Here is a 14,654-nt window from a genome sequence, read left to right as displayed (position 1 = left end):
AAATTGCCGTCGGTTCATCCTGATTTGCAAACGAGGCGCAAGGATCATGTACAAATTCGAAATCTACCAGGACAAGGCTGGCGAATATCGTTTCCGCTTCAAGGCATCCAACGGAGAAACGATGTTTTCATCCGAAGGATACAAGGCGAAGGCATCGGCCATTCATGCGATCGAATCGATCAAGAGAAATTCTCCCGGCGCAGATACGGTTGATCTGAGCTCCATGACCGCCTGAGCCCCGCCATTTGTGCGAGGGCTGGAATATTGGCCTGCCAGAAATGACGGGCATTTTGGCAGGCGCCCGCGTAAAGATAAGATTCAGTCTTTTTTGATAATCTTCCGTTAGCATTTGTATTTCGAGGTTTCCGGGCGGCGTCAGAGTGCCCCCCGATTTGTTTTGCGTACGGGTTCTCATGCGTTCATCGGCTGTACCAGCACTTCTTTTCGGTTGCCTTCTGCTTGGTGGCTGCACGTCCAGTTCCGGGCCGGAAAGCCTGATGGCGGGCTTGCCCTCGAAGGAAACGACGAGTTCGGTCACGCCGGCCCCGGTGCCGCAGGCAAGTGTCGGCACTCAGGCCATCGCGGCCCAGCCACGCCAGGAAGTCCTGGCATGGGGCGGGCCCGTGCCCCAGGAACCCAAGGCCTTTTCGGCTGTTACCCCGCAGGCATCCCTGCCGCAAAATGCGCCTGAAATCCGCTTGCCGGTTCCGTCACAGACCGGAATGGTGCGGCCGGCGGAGCGTCCCACGATCAACCAGATGGACCGTCCGGTGCAATTGGCCATGGCAGCGGCGCCAGCTGCGAGCGCCGGCGCCCAGATCCGCTCACGCATTTTCCGCTCCAGCTTCAGCGACGCCAAGCCAATCAATTTCGGCAGGGTTCAGCCGCGCCATTTTCAGGTCCACGGGGTGGATGTGTCCCGCTGGCAGGCGAATATAAACTGGCCGCAGCTGCGCACGCGCGGAGCCAATTTCGCCTTCATCAAGGCGACCGATGGCGGTGATCATCTCGACCCGATGTTCCGCACAAACTGGCAGCGTGCAAAGGAAGCCGGCATCCGCCGTGGCGCCTATCATTTCTTCTATTGGTGCCGCAACGCCAGCGAACAGGCGGACTGGTTCATTCGCAACGTCCCGCGCGATCCGGATGCGCTGCCGCCTGTCATCGACGTGGAATATAACGGCGAATCGAGCTGCAAGATGCGCCATTCCCGCGAACGCGTGCTGGAAAAGATGCGCGTCTTCATGGACAAGCTCGAGCGTTATTATGGCCAGCGGCCGATCATCTATACGGCGCCCGATTTTTACAAGGACAACCTCCAGGGCGAATTCCAGGATTACCCCTTCTGGCTGCGCGCCGTCGCGCAGCACCCGTCGGTGGTTTATCCCGGCCGCAAGTGGCTGTTCTGGCAATATTCCGGTTCCGGCCTGTCGCATGGTGTCGACGGCCGTATCGATCTCAACGTCTTCAACGGTAGCGAGGATGCCTGGCATCGCTGGGTGGATCGCCGTTCGAGCTGACGAATAGCGGGCATCAGCGCGCGAATTTTCTGGCGCCCGCAACACACAGAACCACCACCAGCGTAACGCCGATCATGGCCGGGCTTACCTCCTCGTGCAGCAGGGTTGCAGCCAGCGCGAGCCCGAAGAAGGGCTGGAGCAGCTGCAACTGCCCCACCGCTGCGATGCCGCCCTGTGCCAGCCCGCGATACCAGAAGACGAAGCCGATCAGCATGCTGAACAGGGAGACATAGGCAAGGCCACCCCAGGCCTGCGGGTCTATGCCGGCAAGTGTTTCCGGCCCCGTGAAAAAGGCAAGTGGCAGCATCACCGGCAGGGAAAGAACCAGCGCCCAGGAGATGACCTGCCAGCCGCCCAGCTTGCGGGAAAGGGCTGCTCCCTCCGCATAGCCCAACCCGCAGACGATGATAGCGCCCAGCATCAGAAGGTCGCCGGCAAGCGAGGCCTCGATCCCGGCGGAAAAGGAATTCGACAGGGAGAAGCCCGCAACCAGCGCACTGCCCAGGCAGGAAAACAGCCAGAAGACGGGGCGCGGGCGTTCCCCGCCACGCAGCACGGCGAAGATTGCGGTTGCGAGCGGCAGCAGCCCCACGAAAACAATGGAATGTGCCGAGGTGACATGCCGCAGGGCCAGGGCGGTCAGGAGCGGGAAACCGACGACGACACCGAGCGAGACGATAAAAAGCGATGTCAGATCGTCGCGTGCCGGGCGCCTCTGCCGGAACAGGAAAAGCAAAGCGAGCGCCAATAGCCCGGCAATGCTGGCGCGGGCAACGGTCAGGAATACCGGATCGAAACCCGTCACCGCAATGCGTGTCGCGGGCAGCGAGCCGCTGAATATCATCACGCCCGTCAGGCCGTTCAGCCACCCGCTTGTCGTCTTGTCCATTCTCATCTCCTGCGTTTTGCTTTTCTTGATCCCGAACGGCTGGCGCGAACAGCGACAATCCGATACAATTTCAAGAAACTGTTATGGTTGTGAGAGCGGTACGGTTGGGAATGGATGTGGACGGACAAGTCGCGGCAGGCACACGCATAGACAAGGTGATGGCCAGCATTCGCCAGCGCATCGCCGCACGCAGCCTCGTTCCGGGAGCGCGCCTGCCCTCCGTGCGGGCATTGGCAAAGACCATGCAGGTTTCCACCTCCACCGTCGTCGAGGCTTACGACCGGCTCGTGGCGGATGGGACGATAAGCTCACGGCCCGGTTCCGGTTTTTTTGTCTCGGGTCCGCTTGCACCCCTGTCGCTGGCCGATATCGAGCCGCGGTTCGACAGGGCGGTGGATCCCTTATGGGTTTCACGCCAGGCGCTGGATGATGGTGTTACCCTTGCCAAGCCCGGTTGTGGCTGGCTTCCCGCATCATGGATGCCGCAGGAGGCATTGAGGCGGGCGATGCGGGGGCTCGCCCGCGGCGATGCCGCCTTGCTGACGGATTATGGCAGCCCGATGGGGCTGTTGCCGCTGCGCCAGCTTCTGTCGCGCAGGCTCGCCGAACACGGTGTGCAGGCAGGTACAAGCCAGATCATGCTCACCGATTCCGGCACGCAGGCGATCGATCTTCTCTGCCGTTTCCTGCTGCAGCCGGGGGATACGGTGATTGTCGACGATCCCTGTTATTTCAATTTCCATGCCCTCTTGCGGGCGCATCGGGTGAAGATCGTCGGTGTGCCCTATACGCCAACCGGACCGGACCTGCCGCTTTTCGAACAGGCGCTGAAAGAGCATCAGCCACGGCTATATATCACCAATTCCGCCATCCATAATCCCACGGGCGCAAGGCTTTCCGCCGTTTCCGCGCATCGTCTGCTGATGCTGGCCGAACAGGCGGGCCTGACCATCATCGAGGATGATATTTTTGCCGATTTCGAAACCCAGGCGGCTCCCCGGCTGGCGGCCTTCGATGGTCTGAACCGCGTCGTCCAGATCGGCAGTTTTTCCAAAACACTGTCGGCTTCCGTGCGGTGCGGTTTCATCGCGGCGCCCCAGGCATGGGTGGAAGCCCTGACTGACCTCAAGATCGCCACTGCTTTTGGCGGATCCCATTTTTCGGCGGCATTGATTCTCTCGCTTCTGACGGACGGCAGTTACCGCAAGCACGTCGAGGCTCTCAGGCAGCGTCTCGCGGCAGCGGTGCCGGAGGCGGCGGCGCGTCTGAAATCGGTTGGGTGTATCCCGTGGATCGAGCCGCAGGCGGGCATGTTTTTGTGGTGCCGCCTGCCGGATGGGGTGGATGCCGCCGACGTGGCGCGCAGGGCGCTTTCCCGGCAGGTGGTTCTGGCACCGGGCAATGTGTTCAGTTCCTCGCAGAGCGCCTCCGGTTTCATGCGTTTCAACGTCTCGCAAATGGCTGGTCTGCAGGTCATGACGGTGCTGGCAGAGGCCCTTCGGCAGACGCCGGATCGCCACCTGTCCTGAATGGGTGGCCGGAATCGGAACAAAATCGCGTGAAGACCGTTTTCTCCCCAGAATGAAGAGGAGGAAACACCATGACATTCGATCCCAACAACCCGCGTCCGGACCGCGATCTTCGTCCGGAAGTGAATATCAGCAATGAACCACGTGCCCGCACGTCATCGTCCTGGGTGCCGTGGCTGGCGATCATCGCTGTCGTACTGGTGGGCATTTTCGCCTGGTCGCAGATGAGCGGCCCGACCACCGATCCGGCAACGACGTCCTCCACCACGCCGCCTGCGGCAACGGATCAGGCACCGGCACCCATGGCTCCGACTACTCCGGCAACGCCGCCTGTGAACAATACCGCACCGGCAAGCCCGAATACCGGCGGCACGCAGACCCAGCCTTAACGGGCCTGCTGATATGAAAAAACCACCTGCCTTCGGGCAGGCGGTTTTTTCGTGCGCGCAATCCGTCTACGGTCTCTAAAGCTGCTCCATGGCGGAGGGGTGGTTGGAAACGTGGGACCAGCGGGCAATCGATTCTTCCGCGAGCGCCGAAAGCCTGATGCTTCCGAAGCGCGACAACAGAATATTTTCCGCCTCGTTCATGGCGTCGAAAAGTGCTGCGTTGACGGCCTGCTCGATGACGCAGTTCGGATTGTCGCCCGCCAGCCCTATCGAGAAGAGTTCCGGTGTTCCGAGCGCCCGGTAGATATCGAGCAGCGTGATTTCGCTGAGTGGCCGCGCCAGCACCCAGCCGCCGCCATGGCCTTTTTCCGAGGATACATAACCATGCTCCCGCAACCCGGCCATGGTCCTGCGCACCACCACCGGGTTGGTTTGCAGCATGGCGGCGATGCTCTCGGACGTCGCCGCGCCCTCGTGTTTTTCCATATGGATCAGAATGTGAAGCACCCTCGAAAGGCGCGTATCGTGTCTCATCGTTCAGGCCCGTTTCTCTTAATCAACGCTACCATCTTCCCGATGACGTAACAATATAAGTTGCGTGACTATTGACTCCTCATTTCATGTAACAATATAAGTATCGTGAAACGGAGGCGGTTCCGTCTTGGTCCCTAAACGATGGGTGCATCATGAAATTCGACGTCATTATCATCGGCGGCAGCTATGCCGGCCTCTCGGCCGCCCTGCAGCTTGGCCGTGCCAGAAAAAACATTTTGATCGTGGATGCAGGCGAGCGCAGGAACCGTTTCGCCAGCCATTCGCACGGATTTCTCGGGCAGGACGGCAAGGCGCCGGGCGACATTATCGCCGAGGCGCGCCGCCAGATCGAACGCTACCAGACGATAGATCGGGTTGAGGGCAGGGTGACGGATGCCTCCGGGTCTTTTGGCGATTTCGTGGTCGAGATCGACGGTACTCGCCGCGAAAGGGCGGATCGGCTCATCCTTGCCATGGGTGTCACCGATGAATTGCCGGATATTGCCGGGCTGAAGGAGCGCTGGGGCTCTTCGGTTTTCCATTGCCCCTATTGTCATGGTTACGAACTCAACCAGGGCAAAATCGGCGTCATTGCGGCTTCGCCCCTGGCCATTCACCATGCGCTGATGCTTCCGGACTGGGGTGAGACGACCTTTTTCACCAACGGCATATTCGAGCCGGATGCGAACCAGAACGCGCAATTGTCGGCCCGGGGTGTGCAGGTGGAAAAAGCCCGCATCAGGGAAATTGCCGGGCACGCGGATGTGGTTCTTTCGGATGGGCGCAGCATTGCTTTGGCTGGTCTTTTCACCCAGCCGAAATTGCGGATCGCTGCCGGCTGGATCGAAAAACTCGGCTGCGCGGTGGAGGAGAGGCCGATGGGGGCGAGCATCGTGACGGACCCGATGAAACAGACCACCGCCCGCGGCATCTTCGCCTGCGGTGATGTGGCGCGACCCGCCGGCTCGGTCGCCCTTTCGGTGGGGGACGGCGCCATGGCAGGGGCTGCGGCACATCGGTCGATCCTGTTTCCGGAATGACTAATGCGAGATAAGGCGCAACCATCGGCCCGGCGGCATGCCGAAGGCATTTTTGAAATGCCGGGTAAAATGCGCCTGATCCGCAAAGCCGCAGGCAAAGGCCGTTTCGGCAAGGCTCGCACCCGCGCGCATCATGTCCTTGCATTTTTGCAGCCGGCGCATGATGAGATAACGGTGCGGGCTGGTGCCGAACAGGCAACGGAAGTGCCGGAAGAGCGTGAAGCGGTCGAGCCCGCTTATCTGCTCCAGCTCCTGTGACCCAACGGTGTCGGCGCTGTTCTCCAGCAGATAGTCCCGGCACCGCAGAACGGCGGCACGGTCGATCCACTTGATGGGTCTGGCGCTTCCGTTCGAATGTTTCCAGAGCAGATCCGAAAGCCGCGATTGCCAGTCGGTGAGAAGCAGACTGCCAGGTTCACCGTCGAGATTGCCGAGTGCCTCGGTCAGGCATTGGCGGAATTCTTCGTCTTCGATGACGGCACTTTGGGCAAAGGGCAGCGTGTTATATCCCGCCTCTGTCGTTTTCTCCGGTGGAAGGTAGAGCATGCGATAATGCAGGCCTTCCTCTGTGCCTGCGCCGCCATCGTGAACTTCATCGGGATGCAGAACGATGACATTTCCCGGCATGCTGAAATGCGATGTGCCGCGATAGGAAAAGGTCTGGACGCCGGAAAGCGTGACGCCGAGCGCATAGGTATCATGGCGATGCGGCGCATAGGCATTGCCGTGAAAGCGCGCTTCGATGCGCTCTATGCCCTCGCTGGAGCGGGCCTGCACGATCCCTTCGAATTTGCACGAACGTTCAAGATCGCTGACGCCCCGAGGCGTTAGAATATCTTCTCTTTCGTAACCACAGCCGGATTGAGTTCGCATGTTTGATACCAAGATCGCCGTCATCCTTCGCGATGACCTTGCCGTGTGGCAAAAACTGAACGTCACCGCATTTCTCATGTCCGGTATCGTCGCCCAGACCGGAGAGATCATCGGGGAACCATATCGCGATGGGGCAGGCAACGTCTACAATCCGCTGTCCATCCAGCCGATCGTGGTCATGGCCACGGATCAGGAGGCGTTGCGCAAAATCCACCAGCGTTCCCTAGAGCGCGATGTTACGACATCGCTCTATATCGAGGAGATGTTCGCCACCGGGCATGATGTCGCCAATCGTCAGGTGTTTTCGGAGTTTTCTCCCGAAACTGCCAGGGTGGTCGGCATGGCGCTCAGGGCCGACAGGAAGATCGTCGACAAGATCACCAAGGGTGCGAAGCTGCACGCCTGAGGATGTGCCTTCAAACGCAAAAGGGAGGCTGTGAGCCTCCCTCCGATAGCGATGACAAATGATTGCCGCTTATTCGTCGTTCATCTTCAGAGCGGCGATGAAGGCTTCCTGCGGAATTTCCACCTTGCCGAACTGGCGCATGCGCTTCTTGCCTTCCTTCTGCTTGTCCAGAAGCTTGCGTTTACGCGTTGCGTCGCCGCCGTAACACTTCGCCGTCACGTCCTTGCGCAGGGCGCGCACGGTTTCGCGGGCAATGACCTTGCCGCCGATGGCGGCCTGGATCGGGATCTGGAACATGTGCGGCGGAATGAGTTCCTTCAGCTTTTCGCACATGCCACGCCCGCGCCGGTCGGCTGCAGAGCGGTGTACCAGCATGGAGAGAGCATCAACGGGGTCGCCGTTCACAAGGATCGACATCTTGACGAGATCGCCTTCGCGATAGTCGATGATGTTGTAGTCGAACGAGGCATAACCCTTGGAGATGGATTTCAGGCGGTCGTAGAAATCGAACACCACTTCGTTGAGTGGCAGTTCATAGGTAATCATCGCACGGTTGCCGACATAGGTCAGCTCCGTCTGCAGGCCGCGCCGGTCCTGACACAGTTTCAGGATGCCGCCGAGATATTCGTCCGGCGTCATGATCGTCGCCCTGATCCACGGCTCGCGGATTTCCTTGATCTTCACCACGTCAGGCATATCGGCCGGGTTGTGAAGTTCCTTTTCCGTGCCGTCCGTCAGCGTCATTTCATAGACAACCGAAGGGGCAGTGGCGACGAGATCGAGATTGAACTCGCGCTCGAGGCGTTCCTGAATGATTTCGAGATGCAGCAGGCCGAGGAAGCCGCAGCGGAAACCGAAGCCGAGGGCGGCAGACGATTCCATTTCGAAGGAGAAGGAGGCGTCGTTGAGGCGAAGCTTGCCGACAGCTGCACGCAGGTCTTCGAAATCGGCCGCATCGACCGGGAAGAGGCCGCAGAACACCACAGGCTGTGCCGGCTTGAAGCCGGGCAGGGCCTGCGCCGTCGGGCGCTTGTCGTCGGTGATGGTATCGCCAACGCGGGTATCGGCCACTTCCTTGATCGAGGCGGTGATGAAACCGATTTCGCCGGGGCCGAGGCTGTCGACATTGACCATCTTCGGCGTCAGTACACCGACGCGCTCGATGCCGTATTTCGCGCCCGAGCCCATCATGCGGATCTGCTGGCCCTTGCTCAGCACGCCGTCGATGACGCGCACCAGAACCATGACGCCGAGATAGGTGTCGTACCAGCTGTCGACCAGCAGCGCCTTCAGCGGCCCGTTTTCGCCAACTTCGCTCTTCGGCGGCGGCAGGCGGTGGACGATGGCTTCCAGAACATCGGGAATGCCAAGACCGGTCTTGGCCGAGATCATCACCGCGTCGGAGGCGTCGATGCCGATCACTTCCTCGATCTGTTCCTTGATGCGGTCGGGTTCGGCCGCCGGTAGGTCGATCTTGTTGAGCACCGTGACCAGCTCGTGATTATTGTCGATCGCCTGATAGACGTTGGCGAGCGTCTGGGCTTCCACGCCCTGCGACGCGTCAACCACCAGCAGAGAGCCTTCGCAGGCCGAAAGCGAACGGGACACTTCGTAGGCAAAGTCGACGTGGCCGGGCGTGTCGATGAGGTTCAGCACATAGGTCTCGCCGTTATTCGCCTTGTAGTGCAGGCGCACGGTCTGTGCCTTGATGGTGATGCCGCGTTCGCGCTCGATATCCATCGAATCGAGAACCTGTTCCGACATGTCGCGTTCTGCAAGGCCGCCCGTCGACTGGATCAGCCGGTCGGCCAGCGTCGATTTGCCGTGATCGATGTGGGCAACGATCGAGAAGTTGCGGATATGGTCCAGGGGCGTGCGGGTCGAATTTGTGCTCATGTTCCGCGCTATAGCAGGGGCTTGTCATGCCGCAAAGCGGGAATTTGGTTAAAAGCCCTTTAAAATGGGCTTTCAGACCGCAAATTGCTCCGGCCAGTCGCGGCGAGTGGCAACCTGTCCTTCGGTACGGAGCCTTGCCACGGCGGCAAGATCGATATCTGCTATCAGCAGCGTGCTCTCCGTTACCGCATCGCTTTCGCTTTCTGCAAGGATGCCGGATGCCGGCATGCCGTAATCGGACGGCACGTAAAGGGCCGCCCGGCCGCGATTTTCATCGACGGCGGGAGACCATGGAGCCTCGCCCGCGGTGGGGGAGGAGAGGACGGCATATTGATTTTCCAGCGCCCGTGCCTGCGCGCCGATGCGTACCCGGTAAGCGCCGGCCAAAGTGTCGGTGCAGCTTGGGGCCAGCACCAGTTCCACACCGAGCTCTGCAAGCTTGCGGCCTAGCATCGGGAATTCGTTGTCATAACAGATCATGATGCCGAGCCTGCCGATGCTCGTCTCGAAGGCCTTCAAACCCTCCACTCCCGCATGGATGTTCCATTGCTCCCGCTCGAAGCGGGTCATGATCTGCTTGTCCTGATAACCGATCAGTCCATCCGGGCCAAAGAGCCATGCCCGGTTACGAAACTTGCCGTCCGGGTCCTTCACCGGCGCGCTGCCGGGCTGGAACAGAATCTGGTGCTGTCGCGCCAGCTCTTCGCAAAGCTCCACCCAGGAGGGGATGAGCGGCTGTATATCTTCGATGGAACGGTTCAGATCGGAGCGGGCGTCGTGCGGCAGCTGCCCGGTCAGCGCCATCGCCGAATATTCCGGCAGAAGCAGCAGTTCCGCGCCCTTTTCCTTGGCCTCGCGGACGATGGCGGAAAGATGCGCGGCATAGGCCTCCCATGTCTCGATCAGTTCGATGGCATATTGGCTGGCGGCTAACCGTGTCATGCGTTTCCATCTCCGGCGATGTTCTTCATCCAGAAAGACAGCGGTTTTGCACTTTCGCTGCTCTCGTCCAGATCCTGCCATGTGAAGCTGGTGCGCAATTCGGGATGGTGACGATAACCGCGCTTTTCCCAGAAAGCATTGAGCGGCACGTAATCGGCCGGGCGGCGCGGATGGTCGGCGGGCCGCTCGACCGCGCAGAAGGTGCACCAGTCAAAGTTCAGGCGTTTTGCGTGAGCCTCCCGCTCCTCGAAAAACCTGATGCCAAGGCCGTGGCCGCGATAGCCGGACAGCAGCACGCTTTCGCCGAAATAGAAGAACTGCGACGGATCGTAACCCGCCTTGACGAAGGGTGCCTTTACCTCATCGGTCTCCGCCACCATCGGCATGCCGGTGGACATGCCGACGACGCGCCCATCATCAAGCGCCAGGACGAAGACCGCACCGTCCGTATTGGCATAGGTCGCGAGATATTTGCGCTCGTAATCCAGTGAACCGTCATAGAGATAGGGGAAGGCACGGAAGACCGTGATCCGCAGGCGCGCGAGATCATCGAAATAGGGTGCGGCGTCGATGCCGGAAAGAGACTTGATTTCGACGGTCATGGGCATTTTCACTCTCGGTTGCACTGGTTATACCGTCATGGAACACCCGCGCAAGCATGAACGGAGAAGACGATGACCGCTGCCGAGACCATCCGCGCCTATTACGATGCCTTCAACCGTCAGGACATGGACGTCTTCCTGGCGTTGCTTCACGATGAGGTGGTGCATGACATCAATCAGGGCGAGCGCCAGACCGGCAAAGCCGCCTTCGCCTCCTTCATGGACCATATGAACCGCTGCTACCGGGAAAACCTCACAGAGATGGTGATCATGGCAAGCGCAGATGGCAAGCGCGCCTCTGCCGAATTCATCGTGAACGGCGAATATCTGGTAACCGACGAGGGCTTGCCGGAGGCGAATGGCCAGAAATACGTTCTGCCGGCCGGTGCCTTCTTCGACCTGAAGGACGGGAAGGTTAGCCGAGTAACAAACTACTATAACCTGAACGACTGGATCGCCCAGGTCGGCGCCTGAGCCGTCATTTGCCGCGCCGAGCCAGCCGCAACACACGGCCATGATTTCCATCATCATGGATATTGACTCCATCATATGAGAATTCTAGTCTCATATGATGGAAAACGAAGATCATATTCTCGAACGCTCTATCGGCGGGCGGATCAAGGCGCTGCGGGCTGAAAACGGCCTGACGCTGGACGGGCTCGCCTCCCAATCCGGCGTCAGCCGCGCCATGATCTCGCGCATTGAGCGTGGTGAGGCGAGCCCCACCGCGTCGCTGCTCGCCCGCATCTGCGCAGCCCTTGGCCTTTCACTCTCCGGTTTCTTTGCCGAAGATCAAGAGGCGGTTTCCCCGCTGGTGAAGAAGCGCGACCAGCAGCTCTGGAAAGACCCGGAGACCGGTTATGTCCGCCGCGCCATTTCCCCGCCCCGTGTCGGTTCCGATGTCGATATTGTCGAAGTCGAGTTTCCAGCAGGCGCGCGTGTCGGATTTCCGCCGCATGCGGCAAGCCGGGGCATGACGCAATATGTCTGGCTTTTCGAAGGTGTGCTGGAAATGACGAGCGGCGGTGTGGTGCACCGGCTGGAGCCTGGAGATTGCCTGTTCATGCCGGTGGGCGAGGGGCACGTTTTTCACAACCCTTCCGAAAAAACCGCCCGTTACGCCGTCGTGCTGGATCAACGGCAGCGCTGATTTTCCAAGAGGAGTTTATATGGCCACCATCCGTGTATTGAACGGGCAAGAGACCATCGATGTCCTGCCCGAACTCTGCGACGTTCTTGCTGCCTGCGTGAATGGCGGCGCATCCGTCGGCCTCATGTTGCCCTTTTCCCTGCAGGATGCGGAACCCTTCTGGCAGGCCGTCGCAGAAAATGTGGGCGAGGGCGGTACCATTCATGTGGTGGCGGAAGTGGATGGCAGGGTGGTGGGCACCGTTCAGGTTGGACTTGCCTCCAAACCCAACCAGCCGCATCGCGGCGATCTGATGAAGCTTCTCGTGCATCCCTCGGCGCGGGGCCTCGGTCTTGCCCGCAGGCTTATGGAAAAGGTGGAGCAGGAAGCGGCGGCTCGTGGCCGTACCCTTCTGGTGCTGGATACGGCCACCGGCAGTGATGCCGAGGCGATCTATCCCCGCCTCGGCTGGGAGAGGGTCGGCGTCATTCCCGATTATGCCCTGTTTCCCGATGGGCGTTATTGCGGCACGACCCTGTTTTACAAGCGGATTGGCTAGACCTCCCGGTTGCCTATTGTCCGGGCTTCAGCGTCCTGTTGAATGCGGCAACGATCATTTTTTCGAGCTCGGCGTGAATATCGGAACGATCGCGCGGCCCGGCCGGTTCGCAGATCGGATCGCGTTCGTCGACGGATTTGAGAAACGCGCTGGCGCCCTCTTTGCAGAGGGGCAGGAAGCTGAAATGGTCGGCCTCGTTCACCTGCTGATAGGCGGCACCCGGTACCTCGGTCGCCAGCTTGTCCGCCAGCACGGCGGGCGGAATTTTACCCTTGCTGCCGAGATTGATGAAGGTGAGCGGAATATCGATCTGTCTCAGGCTGTCCGGCTGGAAGGCGAGTGCGAGACCGGGATCGACCAGCACGGCGGAACGGATGCGAGGATCGCGGTTCTGCTGCTCGAAACGGGCCTTGTCGAGGGTTCTGAGATCGAGCTTCGGCACGCTGGCCGGCTCGTTATTGACATAAGCCCGTCCGCCAGCGAACCACTGGCAATCTGGCATTGTTATATAGTCTTCGCAATAGCGCGCATAGGCGTCGAGATTGGCGCGGGCGCCGGATATCTCCATTGCCGCGCTGCCGCCCAGCGAAAAGCCGAGGACGCCGATCCTGCCCGTATCGATCGAAGCCAACCATTTACCTTGTGTCGTGAGCGCTGTGGCGATCGTGGAAAGATCGCCGGTCCGCTCCCAGATTTTCGGCGTATTGGCCGGCGTGGAATCGCCGCTGGTCGTGCCTGGATGGTTGGTGCCGGCGACGATGAAACCCTCACTCGCAAGTTTCGAGGCGATCCAAGCCATGCTGCGCACGCTGGCACCCGAGCCATGGGAGAGAAGCACCAGCGGAAGACGGCCAGGCTGCACCGCAGCGTCCTGGAAGGCGGGTGTGCCCTGAAAAATGCGGTCCTCGCCTGAAAACACCTGCGCGCCCTTGCCGTCCGTTGGATACCAGATCGTCACGGCAAGATCCTTGCCCCGTTCAGGCGAGTGAATGGCGATGTCGCTGACGCCGACAGCCTCGCCCGCAAAAAGCGGTTGGGTGGCGAGAGCGGAAAACAGTAAGGTCGTGATGGTGGTGAAGGTGTGCATGAAAACCTCGTGCGGTGAAAGGAACGAGGTGCAGTCTGCGCCATCACCGGTTTTCCGCGTCCTTGATCGCGTTTGAGGTCGTACCGAAACGCGATCTGGTCCATGAATGCGCAATATAAGTCTCGTTCAGGGGATATCCTTCGTGCTGTTCATTCCGCTGCCTTTTGTCGTGGCGCTTCTGCTGGTCGTCATGTTCATCGTCTTCCTTCGAAGTGGAGACGATGTGCGGACCAACCGGGCCTTTCTGGCGTCCATTGCCCTTTGCGCCGTGCAATCCGTCCTTGTCGGCCTGCGCTGGGGGTACGGTATCAGCGAAATGCGTTATGTTGTGCCGATCCTTGCCGCCTGCCTGCCGCCGCTCGTCTACATCGCCTTTCGCGGATTGATGGGGGTGGGGGCCGAGAGCCGCAGAGCGATGCTCGCCAGTCTGGCCCTGTCGCCCCTGTTGATCGTCGTGCTGGAATTTGCGTTCCCGGCTGCGATCGACCTCGCGCTGATCGTCATTTTTGTCGGCCACGCCATCGCCCTGCTTCTTCTGGGGAGAAAGGGGCCGGACGGGCTGGACGAGGCGCAGTTCGCCAGCGTCGCCTCGGCGCACCGGGCGCTCATCATCGCCGCCGTTGCACTGTGTGTTTCCGCTCTTTTTGACCTGCTGGTGGTTTTCGATTTCGAATGGGCGCAGGGGCAGAATGTTGCAGCCCTCATCAGCAATGCCAATCTGCTCGGCTTGTTGTTGATTGGCCTCATGGTCACACTGGCCGGTAAAAGCAAAGCGCCTGAAACGGCCGCGGAGCCGGTTACGGAGGTTTCACCGCCGGCGGAGCCTTCCGAACAGGACCGGGACATCGTCGCAAGGGTCGATCGGCTGATGGAGACACAGGCGCTCTACCGCGATGAGAACCTCAATCTGTCGCGGCTTGCAAGACGCCTCGGCCTGCCAAGCCGGCAGATTTCGGGCGCGATCAATCGCCTGCTCGGCGTTAATGTCTCGCAATATGTCAACCAGCTCCGCATCCGCGAAGCCTGCCGGTTGCTGGAGGAAACGGAGCAATCGGTGACGGCGATCATGTTGTCCGCCGGCTTTCAGACCAAGTCCAATTTCAACCGGGAATTCCGCCGTGTCACCGGCATGAGCCCGGTGGACTGGCGCGAAAGGGAAGTGTGGAAACTGGTCTCGCCAAACAAAACGACCACCCGGCAGATGCCGGATGACCGTTCGAAACCCGATGAACCTCTAAAGATCGTCGGAAAATGACGAG

General features: G+C 60.2%; 17 protein-coding genes. 10 read left to right on the top strand and 7 right to left on the bottom strand.

The window, feature by feature from the left end; all coding sequences use genetic code 11:
• Positions 1-46: 46 nt before the first annotated feature.
• Together QD336_RS06580 and QD336_RS06575 are read left to right on the top strand one after the other, a co-directional pair.
• Complete coding sequence (locus QD336_RS06580) at positions 47-235, top strand: YegP family protein (protein WP_269341543.1); 189 nt, start codon at positions 47-49, stop codon at positions 233-235.
• A 178-nt stretch (positions 236-413) separates the two neighbouring features.
• Positions 414-1,520, top strand: a complete 1,107-nt coding sequence (locus tag QD336_RS06575; protein WP_499169905.1) for a glycoside hydrolase family 25 protein — start codon at positions 414-416, stop codon at positions 1,518-1,520.
• Positions 1,521-1,533: 13 nt separating this feature from the next.
• Here the strand turns inward: QD336_RS06575 and QD336_RS06570 are convergent, their stop codons facing one another.
• The gene (locus tag QD336_RS06570; protein WP_499169903.1) at positions 1,534-2,409 is read right to left on the bottom strand and encodes a DMT family transporter; all 876 of its coding nucleotides are present in this window, start codon (positions 2,407-2,409) and stop codon (positions 1,534-1,536) included.
• Between the two features lie 116 nt (positions 2,410-2,525).
• Between QD336_RS06570 and QD336_RS06565 the strand changes: the two genes are divergently transcribed.
• Together QD336_RS06565 and QD336_RS06560 are read left to right on the top strand one after the other, a co-directional pair.
• Positions 2,526-3,938, top strand: coding sequence for an aminotransferase-like domain-containing protein (locus QD336_RS06565; RefSeq protein ID WP_499169901.1), 1,413 nt, complete (start codon positions 2,526-2,528; stop codon positions 3,936-3,938).
• A gap of 71 nt (positions 3,939-4,009) precedes the next feature.
• Positions 4,010-4,327, top strand: coding sequence for a hypothetical protein (locus QD336_RS06560; protein ID WP_269341548.1), 318 nt, complete (start codon positions 4,010-4,012; stop codon positions 4,325-4,327).
• A gap of 75 nt (positions 4,328-4,402) precedes the next feature.
• Here the strand turns inward: QD336_RS06560 and QD336_RS06555 are convergent, their stop codons facing one another.
• Positions 4,403-4,861: an Rrf2 family transcriptional regulator gene (locus tag QD336_RS06555; RefSeq protein WP_269341550.1), complete on the bottom strand. Its 459-nt coding sequence runs from the start codon at positions 4,859-4,861 to the stop codon at positions 4,403-4,405.
• A 152-nt stretch (positions 4,862-5,013) separates the two neighbouring features.
• Here QD336_RS06555 and QD336_RS06550 point away from each other — a divergent pair, with 152 nt between their 5' ends.
• Complete coding sequence (locus QD336_RS06550) at positions 5,014-5,901, top strand: NAD(P)/FAD-dependent oxidoreductase (RefSeq protein WP_499169899.1); 888 nt, start codon at positions 5,014-5,016, stop codon at positions 5,899-5,901.
• Here QD336_RS06550 and QD336_RS06545 read toward each other — a convergent pair whose 3' ends face one another.
• Entirely contained in the window at positions 5,902-6,678 is a 777-nt protein-coding gene (locus tag QD336_RS06545; RefSeq protein ID WP_269341554.1) for an AraC family transcriptional regulator, read from the bottom strand.
• Between the two features lie 94 nt (positions 6,679-6,772).
• On the opposite strand from QD336_RS06545, the gene QD336_RS06540 reads away from it, so the two are divergent.
• Positions 6,773-7,180 carry a DUF2000 family protein gene (locus tag QD336_RS06540; RefSeq protein ID WP_269341555.1) on the top strand — a complete coding sequence of 136 codons (408 nt, stop codon included), beginning with the start codon at positions 6,773-6,775 and terminating at the stop codon, positions 7,178-7,180.
• A gap of 69 nt (positions 7,181-7,249) precedes the next feature.
• On the opposite strand, the gene lepA is transcribed toward QD336_RS06540, so the two are convergent.
• The 3 genes from lepA to QD336_RS06525 all read right to left on the bottom strand — a co-directional run bounded on the left by lepA (position 7,250) and on the right by QD336_RS06525 (position 10,620).
• A complete protein-coding gene (gene lepA, locus QD336_RS06535; protein ID WP_442864875.1) occupies positions 7,250-9,076 on the bottom strand; it encodes a translation elongation factor 4 in 1,827 nt (608 codons plus the stop codon).
• 72 nt (positions 9,077-9,148) lie between these two features.
• A complete protein-coding gene (locus tag QD336_RS06530; RefSeq protein ID WP_499169898.1) occupies positions 9,149-10,018 on the bottom strand; it encodes a carbon-nitrogen hydrolase family protein in 870 nt (289 codons plus the stop codon).
• Positions 10,015-10,620, bottom strand: coding sequence for a GNAT family N-acetyltransferase (locus tag QD336_RS06525; RefSeq protein ID WP_499169897.1), 606 nt, complete (start codon positions 10,618-10,620; stop codon positions 10,015-10,017). Before QD336_RS06525 ends, QD336_RS06530 begins: the two co-directional genes overlap by 4 nt.
• Positions 10,621-10,692: 72 nt before the next feature.
• On the opposite strand from QD336_RS06525, the gene QD336_RS06520 reads away from it, so the two are divergent.
• The 3 genes from QD336_RS06520 (at position 10,693) to QD336_RS06510 (ending at position 12,308) form a co-directional block, all read left to right on the top strand.
• A complete protein-coding gene (locus tag QD336_RS06520) occupies positions 10,693-11,094 on the top strand; it encodes a ketosteroid isomerase-related protein (RefSeq protein WP_499169896.1) in 402 nt (133 codons plus the stop codon).
• 94 nt (positions 11,095-11,188) lie between these two features.
• Positions 11,189-11,770: a helix-turn-helix domain-containing protein gene (locus QD336_RS06515; protein ID WP_499169894.1), complete on the top strand. Its 582-nt coding sequence runs from the start codon at positions 11,189-11,191 to the stop codon at positions 11,768-11,770.
• A gap of 19 nt (positions 11,771-11,789) precedes the next feature.
• Positions 11,790-12,308 (top strand): GNAT family N-acetyltransferase, encoded by a 519-nt coding sequence (locus tag QD336_RS06510; RefSeq protein WP_499169893.1) that lies wholly within the window; start codon positions 11,790-11,792, stop codon positions 12,306-12,308.
• A 13-nt stretch (positions 12,309-12,321) separates the two neighbouring features.
• On the opposite strand, the gene QD336_RS06505 is transcribed toward QD336_RS06510, so the two are convergent.
• Positions 12,322-13,395 (bottom strand): alpha/beta hydrolase family protein, encoded by a 1,074-nt coding sequence (locus tag QD336_RS06505; RefSeq protein ID WP_499169891.1) that lies wholly within the window; start codon positions 13,393-13,395, stop codon positions 12,322-12,324.
• Between the two features lie 142 nt (positions 13,396-13,537).
• Between QD336_RS06505 and QD336_RS06500 the strand changes: the two genes are divergently transcribed.
• Positions 13,538-14,650, top strand: coding sequence for a helix-turn-helix domain-containing protein (locus tag QD336_RS06500; RefSeq protein WP_499170029.1), 1,113 nt, complete (start codon positions 13,538-13,540; stop codon positions 14,648-14,650).
• Positions 14,651-14,654: the final 4 nt, after the last annotated feature.

It is taken from the genome of Rhizobium sp. BR 250 (assembly GCF_047445855.1).
In the GTDB taxonomy this organism is placed as follows: Bacteria; Pseudomonadota; Alphaproteobacteria; order Rhizobiales; family Rhizobiaceae; genus Agrobacterium; species Agrobacterium tumefaciens_I.
This window is presented reverse-complemented; position numbering and strand designations above follow the sequence as displayed.